The 16,921-nt window shown below is 46.8% G+C and carries 15 protein-coding genes and 1 riboswitch; all 15 genes read right to left on the reverse strand.

Annotated elements, in window-relative coordinates:
- Positions 1-117: 117 nt before the first annotated feature.
- Positions 118-1,428, reverse strand: coding sequence for a ribosome biogenesis GTPase Der (der, locus tag NFR43_RS04170; protein ID WP_251546734.1), 1,311 nt, complete (start codon positions 1,426-1,428; stop codon positions 118-120).
- Positions 1,429-1,511: 83 nt separating this feature from the next.
- On the reverse strand, positions 1,512-2,744 hold the full coding sequence (rpsA, locus tag NFR43_RS04175; protein WP_251546736.1) for a 30S ribosomal protein S1: 1,233 nt from the start codon (positions 2,742-2,744) through the stop codon (positions 1,512-1,514).
- A gap of 77 nt (positions 2,745-2,821) precedes the next feature.
- Positions 2,822-3,505, reverse strand: coding sequence for a (d)CMP kinase (gene cmk / locus NFR43_RS04180; protein ID WP_251546738.1), 684 nt, complete (start codon positions 3,503-3,505; stop codon positions 2,822-2,824).
- A 27-nt stretch (positions 3,506-3,532) separates the two neighbouring features.
- Positions 3,533-4,093 carry an SAG1386/EF1546 family surface-associated protein gene (locus tag NFR43_RS04185; RefSeq protein ID WP_251546740.1) on the reverse strand — a complete coding sequence of 187 codons (561 nt, stop codon included), beginning with the start codon at positions 4,091-4,093 and terminating at the stop codon, positions 3,533-3,535.
- A 69-nt stretch (positions 4,094-4,162) separates the two neighbouring features.
- The gene (locus tag NFR43_RS04190) at positions 4,163-5,605 is read right to left on the reverse strand and encodes a RecQ family ATP-dependent DNA helicase (protein ID WP_251546742.1); all 1,443 of its coding nucleotides are present in this window, start codon (positions 5,603-5,605) and stop codon (positions 4,163-4,165) included.
- Positions 5,598-6,629, reverse strand: coding sequence for a helix-turn-helix domain-containing protein (locus tag NFR43_RS04195; protein WP_251546744.1), 1,032 nt, complete (start codon positions 6,627-6,629; stop codon positions 5,598-5,600). The genes NFR43_RS04190 and NFR43_RS04195 overlap by 8 nt, the downstream gene beginning before the upstream one ends.
- Before the next feature lie 105 nt (positions 6,630-6,734).
- The gene (locus NFR43_RS04200) at positions 6,735-7,322 is read right to left on the reverse strand and encodes an ECF transporter S component (RefSeq protein WP_251546746.1); all 588 of its coding nucleotides are present in this window, start codon (positions 7,320-7,322) and stop codon (positions 6,735-6,737) included.
- 99 nt (positions 7,323-7,421) lie between these two features.
- A riboswitch (FMN riboswitch) is annotated at positions 7,422-7,541 on the reverse strand.
- 57 nt (positions 7,542-7,598) lie between these two features.
- On the reverse strand, positions 7,599-8,321 hold the full coding sequence (locus NFR43_RS04205) for a pseudouridine synthase (RefSeq protein WP_251546748.1): 723 nt from the start codon (positions 8,319-8,321) through the stop codon (positions 7,599-7,601).
- Positions 8,293-8,916: an SMC-Scp complex subunit ScpB gene (gene scpB / locus NFR43_RS04210; RefSeq protein WP_251546750.1), complete on the reverse strand. Its 624-nt coding sequence runs from the start codon at positions 8,914-8,916 to the stop codon at positions 8,293-8,295. The genes NFR43_RS04205 and scpB overlap by 29 nt, the downstream gene beginning before the upstream one ends.
- Positions 8,894-9,682 carry a segregation and condensation protein A gene (locus tag NFR43_RS04215; protein ID WP_251546752.1) on the reverse strand — a complete coding sequence of 263 codons (789 nt, stop codon included), beginning with the start codon at positions 9,680-9,682 and terminating at the stop codon, positions 8,894-8,896. Before NFR43_RS04215 ends, scpB begins: the two co-directional genes overlap by 23 nt.
- Positions 9,683-9,703: 21 nt before the next feature.
- The gene (locus tag NFR43_RS04220) at positions 9,704-10,069 is read right to left on the reverse strand and encodes a reductase (RefSeq protein WP_251546754.1); all 366 of its coding nucleotides are present in this window, start codon (positions 10,067-10,069) and stop codon (positions 9,704-9,706) included.
- Positions 10,070-10,081: 12 nt separating this feature from the next.
- Positions 10,082-10,972, reverse strand: coding sequence for a site-specific tyrosine recombinase XerD (gene xerD / locus NFR43_RS04225; protein WP_251547090.1), 891 nt, complete (start codon positions 10,970-10,972; stop codon positions 10,082-10,084).
- A gap of 7 nt (positions 10,973-10,979) precedes the next feature.
- Entirely contained in the window at positions 10,980-11,867 is an 888-nt protein-coding gene (locus NFR43_RS04230; protein ID WP_251546757.1) for a CvfB family protein, read from the reverse strand.
- Positions 11,868-11,991: 124 nt separating this feature from the next.
- The gene (pyk, locus tag NFR43_RS04235) at positions 11,992-13,413 is read right to left on the reverse strand and encodes a pyruvate kinase (protein WP_251546759.1); all 1,422 of its coding nucleotides are present in this window, start codon (positions 13,411-13,413) and stop codon (positions 11,992-11,994) included.
- A gap of 158 nt (positions 13,414-13,571) precedes the next feature.
- Positions 13,572-16,910 carry a DNA polymerase III subunit alpha gene (gene dnaE, locus NFR43_RS04240; RefSeq protein WP_251546761.1) on the reverse strand — a complete coding sequence of 1,113 codons (3,339 nt, stop codon included), beginning with the start codon at positions 16,908-16,910 and terminating at the stop codon, positions 13,572-13,574.
- Between the last annotated feature and the right edge of the window lie 11 nt (positions 16,911-16,921).

Consider the following 16,921-nt stretch of genomic DNA (forward strand, 5'->3'; position numbering starts at 1 on the left):
ACGTATCATTTCAAACTTAGATTAGCATACAGAAACGCCAATGGCAAGGCGTTGCAACGATAAAATGCAATTATGTTGCGATTATTTAATAAATTCCGTGATTTTTGACTAAAACCGTTATTTCCGACGTCGTTTTATTAAGTGAATCGGTGTCCCCGTAAAGTCAAAGGCTTCGCGAATTTTATTTTCCAAGTACCGTTCATAAGAAAAATGCATTAAATCTGGATCATTCACAAAAATTACAAAAGTTGGTGGTTCCACTGCCACTTGCGTCCCGTAGTAAACCCGCAGCCGTTTCCCATTAGTGCTTGGGGTTGGGTTCGCCGCAATGGCATCCATTAAGACATCATTAAGGGTTGATGATTTAATCCGTCGGCGTGCGTGGTCATAAACTTGTTCGATTAATTGGGGGAGCTTAATTAACCGTTGTTTCGTCAACGCGGACACAAAAATAATTGGTGCATAACTCAAGTATTGGAATTCATTTCGAATTAGGTTGGTAAAGTCAGTCATCGTTCGTTGGTCACGGTTTTTAATTAAATCCCACTTGTTAACAACAATGATGACTCCTTTACCGGCTTCGTGAGCGTACCCGGCAATATGCTTATCAAGGTCCCGAATTCCCTCATCAGCGTTCAACACGACCAAGACCACATCACTATCGTCAATCGCCTTCATTGACCGCATCAGAGCGTAACGTTCCGTATTTTCATACAGTTTACCCTTTTTCTTAATTCCGGCAGTATCGACCATTGTGAATTTACGGTGATCAGCGACAAACTGAGTATTAATTGCATCGCGAGTGGTCCCGGCAATATCAGAGACAATGACCCGCTGTTGACCAAGAATTGCGTTCACTAAGGACGACTTACCGACATTTGGCCGTCCAATCAAACTAAAGCGAATACTGTCATCAGTTTCGTTTGCAGCCGAGTCAGGGAAGTTCTTAATGACCGCGTCTAATAAGTCACCGAGCCCAACCCCATGGACACTTGACACCGGGTATGGCTCTCCTAAACCAAGGGAATAAAAATCATAAACATCAGCCCGACGTTCGGGATTATCAACCTTATTCACGGCTAAGACAACCGGCTTATCAGAGCGGTAAAGAATCTGGGCAACTTTTTCGTCAGCATCAGTAATGCCGCTTTCCACATCGACAACCAGAATAATTACGTCAGCTTCATCAATCGCCACCTCGGCTTGCTCACGAATTTGTGTTGCCAATGGCTGGTCAGACATGTCAATTCCACCAGTATCAATTAAATTAAAGTTTTTTCCAAGCCATTCTGCATGCGTATAGATTCGATCGCGGGTAACTCCCGGAGTATCTTCAACAATCGAAATTCGTTCTCCCGCAATCCGGTTAAATAGGGTTGACTTACCAACGTTCGGTCGACCAACGATTGCCACGGTTGGGTTTGCCATTTTACCTTCCTCCTTTCATGGTTAGCGACAAAAATAAGGCTGCGAAGTCAACCTTCCCAGCCCTATTAATCTAAAATGAAAGCTTATTTACCAGCGTTCTTCAGTTCATCACCGATCAAATCACCAAGCGTAAAGCCGTTTTCTTCTTCCGGAGCATCAGCCACAAAGTTGTTCCGACGAGGACGACGGTTACCACGGTTGTTACGCTTGTGGTTGTTGTCATCGCTGTCAGCTGGCTTTTCTTCCAGAGCCTTGATGGAAAGACCAAGACGTTGACGTTCAGGGTCAACATTAATAACCTTAACCTTAACTTCTTCACCTGGCTTCAAAACGTCAGCAGGTGTAGCAATGTGCTTGTGTGAAATTTGTGAAATATGAACTAACCCTTCAACACCAGGGAATACTTCAACAAAGGCACCAAAACTCGTCAAACGCTTAACCGTACCAGTTAAGACAGTGTCAACGGCAGCCTTTTCTTCGATATCATCCCATGGTCCAGGTAAGGTCTGCTTGATGGAAAGTGAAATTCGTTCACGTTCTGGATCAACGTTCAAAACCTTAACCTTCACAGTTTGACCAACTTCTAAGACATCAGAAGGCTTGTCAACGTGATCGTATGAAATTTCGGAAACGTGAACTAATCCATCCACACCACCGAGGTCCACAAAGGCACCAAAGTTTGTCATCCGGGCAACCTTGCCTTCTACGACATCACCAGCAGCCAATTCGGAGAAAATCTTCTTGGCAGCTTCTTCGTGTTCCTTCTTGACAATTTCCTTGTGGGAAAGGATCAGACGGTTTTCACTAGGTTCAATTTCAATAATCTTAAATTCAAGTTCTTGACCCTTGAATTGGTTGAGGTCTTCAACATAATGATCAGTGATCATTGATGCAGGAACGAATCCACGAACACCAGCATCTACTACTAAACCACCCTTAACAGATTGGGTAACCTTTGCAGTAATCGTTTCGCCGGCATCGAACTTCTTTTGAATATCGTCCCATACCTTCATGGCTTCTAAACGCCGATGTGAAAGTAAGTAACTGCCGTTTTCCTTGTCGGACCCGATCTTAGAAATTACAACTAAGTCTAAAACGTCACCAACTTTAACAACGTCATTGATATCGTCAACTGGCTTGGTAGAAAGTTGGTTTGCAGGAACCACCCCTTCAACACCAGCGTCTTCGATCCCAACGATTGCTTGGCGATCGTCATCGATTTGCAGTACCTTACCCTTAACAACATCTCCAACCTTAACTTGCTTAATGCTGTCAAGCGCTTCTAACATAGCGTTATTGTTTTCATTTTCAGCCATCTAAAAAAATCCTCCTTGCAACAATCAACTCTGGCTACTATTTTACTAGATCCGACCGTAATTTACCAGTATTAACTTTAATTGTTGCGTTTTTTTTCAATAATTTTTGAGATTTCGTCAACTACCTCATCGATTGACAGGTGAGTACTATCAATTTCAACGGCATCCGCAGCCTTCGTCAACGGTGACACCTTCCGGGTCGAATCCTTCTGGTCCCGTAATTCAATCGCCTTTTGTAGTTCTTCAATCGTTGTAGTGGCAATGCCCTTGGCTTGATTCTCTTCAAACCGTCGCCGGGCCCGTTCATGAGCACTCGCCACTAGGAAAATCTTCACTGAGGCATTAGGTAAAACTGTGGTACCAATATCGCGGCCATCCATCACAATTCCACCCTGCGCAGCGATTTGCCGTTGCTCTTTAACCATCTCTTGGCGTACTTCAGGAATCGCCGCCACCGCCGAAACGTTAGCAGCAACTTCATTCGATCGGATTGCCTTCGTCACTTCTTGATCGTTGATAAATACTCTCTGCTCAGGATCACCAGCTTCAAAACTGATGTGAATCTCTTGAGCAATTTTAATGATCGCCGCGGTATCATCCATTGCGACATTCTCCCGCAAAGCTGCCAGGGTGACTGAACGATACATCGCCCCAGTATCGCAATAAACATAGCCAAACCGTTTTGCCACTAACTTGGCAACGGTACTTTTACCTGCTGAAGCCGGTCCATCAATTGCTACTTGAAGTCCATTTGTCGTCATCTTTAATGTTCTCTCCTTTGATACCCACTACTTGACGCGGAGTCGTTGCCCAGGTTGAAGGGGCGTATTAGGTGAAATATTGTTTAACCGTGCCAGTTCACTCACCGTTAAACCATTATTAGTAGCGACCCGGTAAATCCCCTGGCCAGCCTCAACAGTCGTGTATTTGCTATCGGAACTCGTCGAGCTTTCACTGGTTGAAGAAGTGCTTACAGATGAAGCCGCTGATTCTGATGACGTTGCGGAACTAGTACTCGCTGAACTAGCAACTTTTTTATGACTCTTACTGTGTTTGGTTGCCGTTTTCTTGCTACTAGCTACTTTTTTGCTACTCGTCTGACTGGTTTGTTCAGTCCGGACCGGGTGATCAAAGGCCTGTTTATGACGTGCCCAAAAGAAGATTGGTACCGCGGCCAGGATAATGATCAGTGCCACTAAAATGGTGGTAATGCGCGAATTGTTCGAATCCTGCTTGCGTCGTTGAACACGAGACAAATTTCCTTGGGAGTCCTTATTTTCATCATCTTCGAAGGTCTTATCCCATAGTTTCTCATTTTCTGGTCGTTGATCTTCACGCTTTTCACTCATGAAATGCCCCTCCTTGATTACATAATTATTATTTTAGCGCATTCAGTCCACAACTGTCTACAATCTAGTCTAATCAAATAATTGCTCAATCGTCGTCTCCCAATCCCCGCCTTGTTCAGTGGTACAGGTTCGTTTTACTGCTGGTAGGCCTAACTCACTGACTTGCCAATCTGGCTCGTCCACCGAGCAACAATTAGCAGGATGAACCGTCTGTTGGTGACCAAAGTAATGGTTAATTATTTCACGATAACAACTTGTTGCTCTGACATAGTCAATCATCCGCGCCAACCGTTGCTGACTAAGTTGGTTTTGTTGTTGTAAAACCTTCTGTAATTCTGGAATCGAATAGCCATGTCCAAGATAAAAGGTAATCAATTCCTGTTGTTCACCTAATACTGCCCTTGGCAACTCGTTAGTTTGCACCTGGTTAATCACTCGGGCTTCGGGAATTGGGGTTTGCCCCAACACTTCCTGAAGGTACTCATCCCCCGGACAATACAACAGCAAAGCCAGTGCTGGTTGACCATCACGACCCGCACGCCCATATTCTTGGACATAACTTTCTATACTACCAGGTAGATGGTAATGAATGACATAGCGAATATCATTCTTATTAATCCCCATGCCAAAAGCGCTAGTGGCACAAATCACGTCGAGTTGGTTGGCCATAAAATGCTGCTGAATTTTGAACCGTTCCAAACTATCTAGGTCAGCATGGTAGGCTGCTACCCGCAAGCCGGTGTCATGCTGCAATTGCCGGGCGAGCTGGTTAGCAACTTTTTTGCTCGAAAAGTAGATCACACCACTACTACCCAGTTGCTTGACCATCCGCATTAGGTATCGTTGTTTAGTTTGCTCATTCTCAAGCTGTTGAACAGCCAAAAAGATATTGGACCGATCAACTGGTTGACGAACCATGGCGGTCTGCTGAGGATTCAGGCCTAACTTTTGCAAGATATCATTAGCCACCGCTGGTGTGGCCGTGGCCGTTAGCATCAAGAACCAAGCCGGCCTGATTTGTTGCCAAACATTTTTCAGTAATAAGTATTCGGGACGAAAGCTCGGTCCCCACTGGGAGATACAGTGAGCCTCATCAATCACCATCATTTGAACATGCTGACGCATTAGTGCCGTCAACATATTTTTCTTGACTAGTGTTTCTGGAGAAGTGAATAGGAACCGGTACTGAGCCAATGAATTCAAAACTGCCCGTTGCTCCTGGTAATTGAGTTGGGAATTCAACATTGCTACCTTAAAATCCCCCCGATAACGAATGCGGTCGACCTGGTCCTGCATTAATGAAATTAATGGTGACACAACCAAAATTAAGCCGTTCGTCAAATACGCGGGCAACTGATACAACAAGCTTTTTCCTGCTCCAGTGGGCAAAATTGCCAAAGTTGGTTGACCACTGATGGCTTTTAATAATGCTGCTTCTTGTCCCGGGCGAAAATCCCCAAAACCATATTTGTCTTGTAAAATGTTATGTAAAGTATTTTTCAAATCAGCCATTTTGCTGGTGGAGCTCCTTTATCTGACAGAGACGAAACCAAAAGAATTCTTCGGGTGCCCGGCGATCATTAGTTGGCGAAAACTTCCAATCTGTCACCGGCGCCGGTTGCGCCTGGCGAATTACTTGTTCCTGGTTCTCCGGTAATAGCCGATTCCAATCTAGCCCCTGCGGGATAATGATTGCGGCTTCTAAGAGGTGTTCCCGGACCGTACTTAATTTCAGGTGGCGCATGTTAGCAATTTGTTTCAGAGTCTTCCCCTTCTGAAAATCATTCACGGTGCGCATTGCGCTCTGGCTAATCGGATTTGCGACCGTCAGCGAATTCATTAACTGGCCCAGCTTACTCATTGGTTGACGACGTAACTGGCTGGCAACCCCAAGCCAAACATCACGGTTCAAAATTTCGATTTCTTCGGCGTTTAACTGGAGGTGACGCTGAGCTTCATCACTCGTCCAGCCTAACTGCTGGTGGCCAATTAACCGGTGACTAAAGAATTCCGCTAACCGCAAGTCTTGCTTTGCTAGCTGTGTCCCCAGCTGGAACAGTTCTTGCTCTACATCAGTGATCAGGTGTGGCCAGGTCAGCCAGGAGCGAACTTTGGCCATTTCACTACTGGATAAATTTAACGGAATGTAGTGACGATTATGGTGCGCTAATTCTGACACAGCCTGAACCGCTAATAAAAACCGGGCCGCGTACCAGTGGTAATTAGTCAACCATGCCCACTGATTATTGTGTGACTGATAATAATCCCGCCCCACGACTGTTTTTTGCTCAACACCCGCTGGGGTTAGCCAAGCCAGCTGGTCTTTGATTTGCAACATGCCCTGCCGTTGTTGTTGGTCGAGCCAGCTGTCAAACTGGGCCCGTGACATCCGTGGCGCACTCCCTAGCCATGGCAAGATCTGATAATTCAGTGCCCAAAAGAGGGTTGCTTGGGTCCGCTTATTTCGCACCGTATTTTCAATCACCCGAAAGCGGCGGGGATGTTGACTAAACATGGTTAATAAGTAGCGATCCATCTGTTTCCCTCCAATCAATTTTAATTATAAAGGTGCTAACCAAATAAGCCAAACTAAACAAAAGAGCGGCCGCTTCGCAATCCGAAGCCAACCGCTGCATAAGATTCATTGATTATTTTTTGCTGTTTGCCGTTTCAACCACCACTGCAAGTGAATCACAATAATCCCAAAGATCAGGCTTACCAGAATTCCCTTAATTAGGTTAAATGGAACCACGCCCACTAACATCAATTGCTTGATTGGAAGTGATGGGTGCCAGTTAAACATTTGCATGTAAGCTGGTGTTAAGACATAGTAGTTGAACAAGGTCATCACCACCGTCATGATGATGGTGGCTAACAGGCCGCTAATCACGAGGCGCTTTTTGAGCGACCACTTTTCATGGTGAAAGCTCCAGCTGACCGGCAGAATCATCGCAATCGATGTACAAAGGTTGGCAAACAACCCTAACAGTTCCACCGGTGACATTCCTCGGGCAATGCCATGCAACAGACATTTGACCACGGCGATAATAATTCCAGACCAGGGGCCATAAATCACCGTTCCAATTAAGATCGGCACGTCAGAGAAGTCTAACTTGAGGTATGACGCCACCGGAATCAGCGGAAATTCGATAAACATTAAAAGAAATGCAACCGCGGAAAGACAGGCCATGACCGTAAAACGTTGTGTACGTGAATAAGTTTTATCCATAAAACTAACCTCCAAAAATTGGGGTCATCTTCTCGATGTAGGTATGAAAAAAGGGAACAAACCAATTTGTCCCCTCATTCTTCCCACCACAAAGGTAGGAATTATCTTCTATCTACCAGACTATACTGTCGGCACCCGGAATTACACCGGATTCCACCGCTTTCGCGGGTTGCGGGCTCTACCGCCGGTCGGGAATCACACCCTGCCTTGAAGACAAACCTTGTTAATATTCTGTACAATTTACATTATAAACAACATCTTCTCAAGAGTACAGCCCTAAACCAAGTTTTTTAATTTTTTGACTTCTTGTGGTCGCAATTCACGCCACTGACCGCCACTTGGTAAACCAACTAAATTAAGGGTGTCGTATGTTTCCCGGTGAAGTTTCATGACTGGGTGGCCGACCGCTTTAAGCATCCGCTTCACCTGATGGTAGCGCCCTTCGTGAATCGTCAGCCGTACCCGGGAAGACTGCCAGTCATCCGCCGCTTCGAGGAGTTTGGTTTTCGCTGGTTTCGTTTTCCGTCCGTCAACCATGACCCCCTGGCGGAGCTGCTTCATCTCACGGTTAGTTAACACTCCTCGAACCTTCGCAATATATGTTTTTTCAACCTCAAACTTCGGGTGCATTAATTTATTTGCTAGGTCCCCGTCGTTGGTCAACAATAAAATTCCGGTAGTATCATAATCCAACCGTCCAACGGGATAAATCCGTTCTTCAACCCCATCCTCTTTGAGGATATCCACCACGGTCCGGCGTCCCTTATCGTCGTGGGCTGAGGAAATCACTCCCCGCGGTTTATTTAATAGGAAGTATTTGAGCGGTTCATGCTTAATTGGTACGCCATCGACGGCGACCTGATCATTTTTGGTGACCTTCACTCCTTGTTGCGTCACGGTTTTACCGTTGACGGTGACCCGACCGGCCGCAATCAATTTTTCAGAAGCGCGTCGGGAGGCCACGCCAGCCTCAGCCATTACCTTTTGTAGTCGTTCCATGATTAGCTTCCTCCTTTTTTGCCAACTTCTCCTGCCGAGATTGTAACGCTCGTAAGAAAATATCACTATCCATGTCTTCCAAAGACATTTGAGCCGTCAGTGGCGGCAAATCATCCAACGTTTCCAACCCGAAATAATCTAAGAAGGCATCCGTGGTGACGTACTTAAATGGTCGGCCAGGGACATCAAGGCGACCATGGGTTTCAATTAACCCCCGGGCAACCAGTTTTTGTAAGGATCCAGAACTTTGCACCCCCCGGAGATCATCAATTTCAATCCGGGTAATTGGTTGCCGGTAAGCTACAATCGCTAGTACCTCTAACAGGGCCTGGGTTAATGGCGATGTCAGGGGCTTTTCAAAATAGGCCTTCATAATGGGTGCCAAACTTGCTTTCGTCGCTAACCGGTAGGTTTCACCACTTTGCAAAAGGGTCAGTGCACAATCATCATCTTGTGCATACCGCTCCTTCAACCGGCCCAATAATCCACTGACCGCCGGTTTCATAAATCCCGTGAGGCTACTGAGATCGGCGAGGGTGATGCCCTCATCACCACTAATGAATAACAGCCCCTCAATTTTTGCTAGATTGTTCATTTCGATACTCCTCATTTTTGGGTCCCGGGACAACGATCAACGGGCCAAACATCACTGATTGATTAATCCGTACGACCTTATGGCGGGTTAACTCTAAGACCGCCATAAAGGTGGTCACTAAATTATCCCGACTCTGGTCGTCAGCAAACAAGTCCACAAAGCGGACGGGATGGGTCACCTGTTTAACCACCGCCGCAATCCGTTCGGCCACTGTAACCCGTTCCGGACGGACATTTTTTATTTCTGGCTCCTTAAACTGGTAACGTTCCAAAATCTTACCAAAGGCAGCTTGCAGTTGGTCAATCGTCACTCCTGGTGCCACCCGCTCTTGGACGAGGTCGCGGGGAACCGCCATGGCCTCCCTGGTATATTCCATTTGCCGGTGTTCCTCTTTGCCTTTCAAGTCTTCGGCAGCCTGCTTATAGCGCTGGTACTCGAGAAGCTGTTGCACCAGTTCTTCACGGGGATCTTCTTCCTCTTCTGGTTCTTCATCCTCTTCTTGCGGTGGTGTTGGCAACAGCATTTGACTTTTAATCGCCATTAACGTCGCCGCCATCACAAAGTACTCCCCCGCAATTTCTAGTTGGTGGCGTTGATTAGCCGCGAGGTATTTCATATATTGATCTGTAATTTCCGCGATTTGAATATCGTAAATATCCATTTTCGACTGGCGAATCAAATGCAGAAGCAAGTCTAATGGGCCCTCGAATTGGTTTAATTTCAATGTTGGTTGATAGGGCAATTTGGCCATCGATGAGTCGGCCATTCGACAAACCTCCCTTTAAAATTATTGATCATACTGGTTACTACGCCGCCAGTTAGTCACTAATGACTGGGTCTTGAGCGTTCCTAGTACCCGTTTGGCGGGCGCTAATTCGGCAATCGCGGACAAAAAAAGGTACATGTTACGTCCTGACCGTTCACTAGGCGTAAAGGACATCCGCCGAATCAGGAGGTAATCAGCCCTTTCTTCAATTATCGCGACGCCTGCGAACTGGTCCGTATTCGAATTTTTCCACAGTAAAATCTGCCAGGGCGCCTCCGTTCCCCACGCGAGTTCTTCGTCTAAGCGATCATATTCGCGGAGGTCCGGGATAAATGAAAGTAACCCCATCACAATTTTTTGATAATCTTTTCGGTACTTTACAATCATGATTGTCCTCCATTAAGCTCGCGGATGGGTATCCTTGTAAACACTCAGTAGCCGCTTTTGCGAAACGTGAGTATAAATTTGAGTGGTGGTGATATCACTGTGGCCAAGTAATTCCTGCACTACCCGTAGGTCAGCCCCGTTTTCGAGTAGGTGGGTCGCAAAACTATGTCGCAAAGTATGCGGGGTGACGTCCTTTTTGATGTGCGCCGCCTGGGTAGTTTTTTTGATCAATTGCCAAATGCCCTGCCGAGTTAGTGGGTGTGCCCGTGCATTCAAAAACACGTAATCCGTCTCCGGATGATTCGCCAATTGTGGAGCGCGGACCTCAGTTAGGTATCGTTTGAGCCATTCTTCTGCCACCTCACCAATTGGGATAATCCGCTCTTTGTCACCCTTCCCACGGGGTTGAACCAGGTGGACGTCGAGGTGAAGATCATTGAGGCGGAGCCCCGTCAATTCACTCACCCGCATACCAGTTGCATACATGACTTCTAGGATGGCGCGGTCCCGGATCCCCATTTTTTTGTTGACGTCCGGGACTGCCAACATGGCGCGAACCTCCTCTTGAGTCAGCACGGTAGGTAAATGACGGGGGCCCTTTGGAATCGTCACTAAGGCCATCGGATCATCGTCAACCCGGTGCTGACGTAATAGATATTGGTAAAACTGGCGGAGACAGGATACCTGACGGCCAATTGTAGTCCGACTTTGTCCTAAGTTAGTCAGGTGGGCCAGGAAGTTCAATATCGTATAACGGTCAACGTCGTTCCAATCATTAATTTGCTGACTTTGTAAATATTGGGCAGCCTTTTTCAAGTCATTTTGGTAACTCTGAATGGTATTATTACTGAGTCCCCGTTCCACCAGCAGAAACTGGCTAAAATCGGTAATGACCTGCTGCATTTGTTCCTTACTCATTGCCTGGTGCTTCCTTTAAAAGAATCAATTGTCCGTTGACCTGACTGACGAGTCGTTCCCGTAGCAAGTGACCAATTGCCCGTTTGAATTGGCCCTTCGACATCCCAAAGACCTCTTTAAGCGTGGCTGGCGAACTCTTATCCGTATACGGTAATTGCTTGTTAGGCGCGTGAACGAGCATTTGGTAAATTTGGGTAGCGTCATCGCCAATCGCCTCAAAGGCCCGGGGCTTTAACGAAAGGTTGAGGCTACCATGACCGGAAAGTCCAATTACCCGTGCGTGGACCCGTTCACCCAAGCGGGGTTCACGATCCCGCTCGGACGGATGGATGAAACCTAGTTGGAAATTATCAGTTAATGCTAGCGTTCCGGCGAGTTTGACCCGGTAAACAGTCGCATTGACATTCCAATTCAGCATTTTTTTCGATGGTCGCGTGGCCATCGTTTCATAGATTTGTTCATCAGCTAATTGTCCCCAAATCCGGTCGTGATCATCAACTCGTAGGCTAATCAAGAGGCGGTCACCCGGTTGTGGCCAGAGATTTTTCATGGTTGGCAAATCATCCAATGACACCGCGATATCCTTGTTGGGCAATCCAATATCAACAAACACTCCCAAGTCGCGCCGGACACTGACCACTTCACCAAAATCATAGTGGTCGACTTGAACGGTCGGAATGTGTTGACACGTCATTTGTAACTGGTGGTCTTCATTTTCATAGACAAAGCCTTGCACTGAACCACCAATGTGAAGTACTTGCGGCGATTCATCTTTGGGCAGTCGATAAGTTTGCCCATTCCGTGCCGGTTGAACAAAATAATACTGGTCATTTTCGTCAATCATGACGGCACTAACAACTTTTCCCAGGTCCTGATTCATCTTGCTGATCCTCGTTTCATTTCATCGAATTTTTCGTAACCACTCTATTTTACCTTGATTTTATGTAAAGTAAAAGAGGTTGGAACTAAATCCCAACCTCTTTTATTTGTCACGGTCAAGCTGTTTACTTAACAGTTTGGATCCGCATCATATTCGTGGTCCCCTTCTTACCAACTGGCAAACCGGCAATCACAATAATCTTGTCGCCTTCGTTAGCGAAACCTAACTTCTTAACTTCATCGTTAGCTAATTTGAACATTTCATCAGTGTTAGCTGGCTTTTCAACCACGTAAGGTTGAACACCCCAGTTGATCATCAAGCCCTTTTGAGTCCGTTCGTCAAAGGTCAAAGCAACGATGTCGGCGTTTGGACGGTACTTGGAAATCATCCGGGCAGTGTAACCAGAAGCAGTGGCAGCAACGATGGTCTTGATTCCTAAGTCACGCGCAGCGTTAGAAACCGCAGAACCAATGGTTTCAGTAACGTCTGATTTGTCAAAGTTGAAAGTTTCGGTACCAAATTGGTCCAGGTTGTTTTCAGCCTTAACGTCGATCCGCGCCATCGTAGCAACAGATTCAACTGGGTAGTCACCGTTAGCACTTTCACCAGAAAGCATGGTTGCATCAGTACCATCAAAGACGGCGTTGGCAACGTCAGATACTTCGGCACGTGTTGGCCGTGGGTTTTCTTGCATGGAGTCCAACATTTGGGTAGCAGTAATTACTGGCTTACCTAAAACGTTGCAACGACGAATCATGCGCTTTTGAACCAACGGAACGTTTTCAGCAGGAATTTCAACCCCCATGTCACCACGAGGAACCATCAAACCATCAGCAACAGCGATGATTTCTTCAAAGTTGTCGATCCCTTCTTGGGATTCGATCTTTGGGAAGATTTGAACGTCTTCCATGTTCTTTTCCTTCAAAAGTTCACGAATGTCCAAGACGTCTTGGGCCTTCCGAACAAAGGAAGCTGAAATGTAGTTAATACCATTGTCCAGACCAAAGCGAATATCGCTGGAGTCCTTTTCGGTAATCCCTGGTAAGTTGATGGAAACGCCCGGAGCGTTAACCCCTTTGCGTGAACCAAGGATCCCGTGGTTCATAACCTTACATACTAATTCCTTGTTGGCTTCGTCCTTCTTTTCAACAACCATGTCGATCAAACCGTCATCAAAAAGAACGTGGCCACCTTCGTGAACGTCGTCGTAAAGGCCTTCGTAAGTAACCGCGATCTTGTCGTGAGTACCTTCGATGCTGTCGTCCATAGAAATACGAACTTCATCACCAATGTTGTATTCGATCTTACCATCCTTTTGAACGGTCGTCCGAATTTCAGCACCCTTGGTGTCGAGCATAATGCCGACCTTCTTACCAGTGATTTCTTCGGCCTTGTGGACGTTGTTTAAACGACCAAGGTGTTCAGGGTGATCACCATGTGAGAAGTTAAAACGGAAAATGTTAGCACCCGCATTAATCAACTTAACAATCGTATCTACGTCCGTACTTGCAGGACCCAAGGTACTTACAATCTTGGTTTTCTTCATAACAGAAATCTCTCCTTTTGCAATACTACCTCAATCAAATCTTGATCTTGGAATTTTGATTACAGTGATATCATAACACGATTTCATATGAGTGTCTGTAGCTTTGGCCCATTTTTTCTCGTGAAAAAGCTCATTATCTCCTCACAAAATGATAGCGCTTACTTGTTAATCGCTTGCAAAACAACATTATCGCTGCCAAAGATTTTGTTCAATGTTTCACCAACTTTCGTGGTTCCCGCTAACCACCGGTCAACTGGCAACTGACGTGCTTGTTGAGAAGCAACGTCGAAAATCACCACCGGCGTGTGGCCATGATCGTCCGCTGCCAATTCTCGCAGTCGCTGCAGCTGTTTGGAAGCCAATTGCTGGTCCTCAAGCCGAATCACCCACCGCTGATGAATGTTTGCTGAAGAATGACTGGCTACCAACTCGTCAACCGGGATCACTTGGTTGACAATGAGTTGAAAGTGGTCGTTCCGGTATTCGACATTACCTTGAATCAGCACTATTTTTGATGGCTGAATCAGGTCTAAATATTGTTGATATTGCCGCGGGAAAATTGTGACGTCAATGCTGCCCGTTTCATCAGAGGCGGTCGCAAACGCCATCGGTTGGTGAGTTTTTTTCGTATTAATGCGGTGAATTCGGTTCAGCATGACTAATGTCTGCACCTGACCATGACGCTTGAGATCAATCACCCGTTGGGTTTGTCGTTGTCGCCGCAGTTGATCATACTGGCTCACGGGGTGACCAGACAAATACACTCCGAGGTATTCATTTTCCTTCATCAGTCGAAAAGAGAGCGAGTACTCTGGGCGACGGTTCATGACTGGCTGTAAAGTTTTACTTTGGAAGGTAAATTCATTCCCGGCAAACAATCCCGCGAGTCCGTCAATCATTTCGGCCCGATTATAGCCCAGATGATCAAACGCCCCTACATAAATTAATGGTTCAATTAAAACCGCCTTTTGCCATTTTTCATCCATCCGCTGAACGAAGTCAGGCAAACTCGCGAAAGCCCCCTTTTGTCGTTCTTCAAAAATGGCCTTCATGAAGTCCTGCCGCATGCCCTTGATCATTGAAAGGCCCATCAAAATTTTCCCATTCTGCAAGATAAAATCACCATGACTATTGTTGATATCCGGCGGCAAAATTGTAACCCCAAAACGTTTAGCGTCCGCAAAGTGACGCCGTTGCTTTGCGGCGTTGGGTTCAATCGAGAGCAAGGCAGTAAAAAATTCCGTAGTGTAATGGCGTTTCAAGTAGGCCATTTCGTAAGCCATCTTGGAATATGCCACAGCGTGCGAACGGTTAAAACCATAGTTGGCAAACTGGTCGATATAGTCAAAGACTTGCTGAGCAACTTGGCGGTCATATCCGTTGGCCACGGCACCGTCGATAAAACGGCTCCGCATGCTCTCCATCGTCGCCGCTTTTTTCTTACTCATTGCCCGCCGCAGTAAGTCGGCTTGCCCCAAACTAAAGCCAGCCATGGTCGAGGCCACTTGCATAACCTGTTCTTGGTAGACCAAGATCCCATAAGTTGGGCCTAAAATTGGTTGAAGACTATCATCTGGCAGGTTAATTGGCTCTTGGCCATGCTTACGAGCAATAAAGTGAGCAATGTTTTCCATCGGACCCGGTCGGTACAGGGCGTTAACCGCCACAATATCTTCGAACTGGTTGGGCACTAGTTTCTGGAGCGTTTGGCGAATCCCGCTGGATTCAAATTGAAAGATCCCGTCGGTCAGTCCCTGACGGAATAATTCTAAAGTGGGTTGGTCTTCTAAAGACACCTTCGTCACATCAAAATGCGGCTCCCGCTGGTGAATCAACTGGAGGGTCCGGTCCATAATTGAGAGGTTCCGGAGACCTAAAAAGTCCATTTTCAACAGGCCGACGGATTCAACAATTTCTTTAGGAAACTGGGTCATGTCCATGCCGACTTCATCGTTTCCGGCCTGTAATGGCACCACCTCTTCTAGTGGACGCGCGGACAACACAACCCCAGCAGCGTGGGTCGAATAATGACGCGGTAACCCCTCGAGTTGCTGGGCAACCGTGACAACAAGGCGTGTCAACTCATCATCGGTCATTAGGTTCCGTAACGGTTGGGATTCCTGAATGGCTGCGGCCAGGGTAACACTTCGGTGACGACCCAAAACGCGAAAAATATCAACAATTGCTTCAATTTGATACTTGGGTACACCAAAAACCCGGCCAACGTCACGGATCACCTGACGAGCAGCCAGTGTGCCAAAGGTGATGATTTGTGCCACCCGTTGATGGCCATATCGTTGATGAACATAGTCAAGGACCTCCTGCCGGCGATTGTCTGGAATATCTAGGTCGATGTCCGGCATTTGGGCCCGTTCTGGATTTAAAAACCGTTCAAATAATAACCCGTATTCGAGCGGATCGACATCAGTGATTGCTAAAGCATAGGCAACTAATGATCCAGCGGCCGATCCCCGTCCAGGACCAGTCGTAATGTGTTGACGGTGAGCAAAGGCCATAATATCCCACACGATCAGAAAGTAATCATCAAAGCCCATTTCATGAATTACTTTTAGCTCGCGGTTGAGCCGGTTCCAGTATTGGTCAACTGTCGTCCCCGGCGCGAGTTGTCGCTGGCGGAGACCAGCAACACACAGTTCACGCAGGTACTCAGCAGTCGACTTCCCGGTTGGAACGGGAAAATGTGGCAACTGGGGCTTTTGAAACTTAATTTCAAAATTGCTCGTCCGCACTAACTGCTCATTATTATTAATGGCATCGGCAAGGCCTGCCTGCTGGTAAGCAGTTTGTAATTCAGGCGCGTTGCGTAAATAGTGCTGGCCAGTCGTTGACGCCACTTGCAGCGGTGATTCAATTTGCCGACCATCGCCAATTGCCCGCAGCACCTGCGTAGGAAAGTACTGGTTAGCGTCTAAATATTCCACCTGTTCATCAGCAATCAATGGTAAGTGCACCTGCTGACTCAAATCCTGGAGCACTTGCCGGGCAGTTGTGTCCAGGGTTAAATTAATCCCCAGATAAGCCGCCGTGGCCTGGTGACCAAGCCACTGGAGAAAGGCAGTAATTTCTGGGAAGCCTTGTGCTTGTAAAATTGACGGGGTCGGCCGCACAACAACCGCATAATGATCGAGATGATCCTGTAAATCCTGTTTTGACAAATCCGCGCCGGTGGTCATCCGCTGGGTAGACAACTTCATCAGTTGTTCATATCCCTGCTGGTCCTTGGCAAAAACGGTAATTGCAACTTGCTGACCCGCTAATTTGCTCACCTGGATCGTTAGTTGCACTCCAATTAACGGTCGGATTCCGGCCTGACGCGCTGCATTGTAAAAATCAACGACCCCATATAAGACATCTCGATCGGTGAGCGCAATGGCTGAATACCCCCGCTCTTTGGCAGCTTGCACCAACTCTGTTGGTCGAATGGTACTTTGTAATAAACTGTACGTACTGATGGTCTCTAATGGTACGACTGCCATTCATCTCACCC

The organism is Limosilactobacillus caecicola (genome assembly GCF_943192935.1).
GTDB lineage: Bacteria > Bacillota > Bacilli > Lactobacillales > Lactobacillaceae > Limosilactobacillus > Limosilactobacillus caecicola.

Excerpts from the sequence above, each read along its gene's own strand:
- der (WP_251546734.1), bottom strand. The coding sequence starts at position 1,428 with ATGGCAAACCCAACCGTGGCAATCGTTGGTCGACCGAACGTTGGTAAG.
- rpsA (WP_251546736.1), bottom strand. The coding sequence starts at position 2,744 with ATGGCTGAAAATGAAAACAATAACGCTATGTTAGAAGCGCTTGACAGC.
- cmk (WP_251546738.1), bottom strand. The coding sequence starts at position 3,505 with ATGACGACAAATGGACTTCAAGTAGCAATTGATGGACCGGCTTCAGCA.
- NFR43_RS04185 (WP_251546740.1), bottom strand. The coding sequence starts at position 4,093 with ATGAGTGAAAAGCGTGAAGATCAACGACCAGAAAATGAGAAACTATGG.
- NFR43_RS04190 (WP_251546742.1), bottom strand. The coding sequence starts at position 5,605 with ATGGCTGATTTGAAAAATACTTTACATAACATTTTACAAGACAAATAT.
- NFR43_RS04195 (WP_251546744.1), bottom strand. The coding sequence starts at position 6,629 with ATGGATCGCTACTTATTAACCATGTTTAGTCAACATCCCCGCCGCTTT.
- NFR43_RS04200 (WP_251546746.1), bottom strand. The coding sequence starts at position 7,322 with ATGGATAAAACTTATTCACGTACACAACGTTTTACGGTCATGGCCTGT.
- NFR43_RS04205 (WP_251546748.1), bottom strand. The coding sequence starts at position 8,321 with ATGGAACGACTACAAAAGGTAATGGCTGAGGCTGGCGTGGCCTCCCGA.
- scpB (WP_251546750.1), bottom strand. The coding sequence starts at position 8,916 with ATGAACAATCTAGCAAAAATTGAGGGGCTGTTATTCATTAGTGGTGAT.
- NFR43_RS04215 (WP_251546752.1), bottom strand. The coding sequence starts at position 9,682 with ATGGCCGACTCATCGATGGCCAAATTGCCCTATCAACCAACATTGAAA.
- NFR43_RS04220 (WP_251546754.1), bottom strand. The coding sequence starts at position 10,069 with ATGATTGTAAAGTACCGAAAAGATTATCAAAAAATTGTGATGGGGTTA.
- xerD (WP_251547090.1), bottom strand. The coding sequence starts at position 10,972 with ATGCAGCAGGTCATTACCGATTTTAGCCAGTTTCTGCTGGTGGAACGG.
- NFR43_RS04230 (WP_251546757.1), bottom strand. The coding sequence starts at position 11,867 with ATGAATCAGGACCTGGGAAAAGTTGTTAGTGCCGTCATGATTGACGAA.
- pyk (WP_251546759.1), bottom strand. The coding sequence starts at position 13,413 with ATGAAGAAAACCAAGATTGTAAGTACCTTGGGTCCTGCAAGTACGGAC.
- dnaE (WP_251546761.1), bottom strand. The coding sequence starts at position 16,910 with ATGGCAGTCGTACCATTAGAGACCATCAGTACGTACAGTTTATTACAA.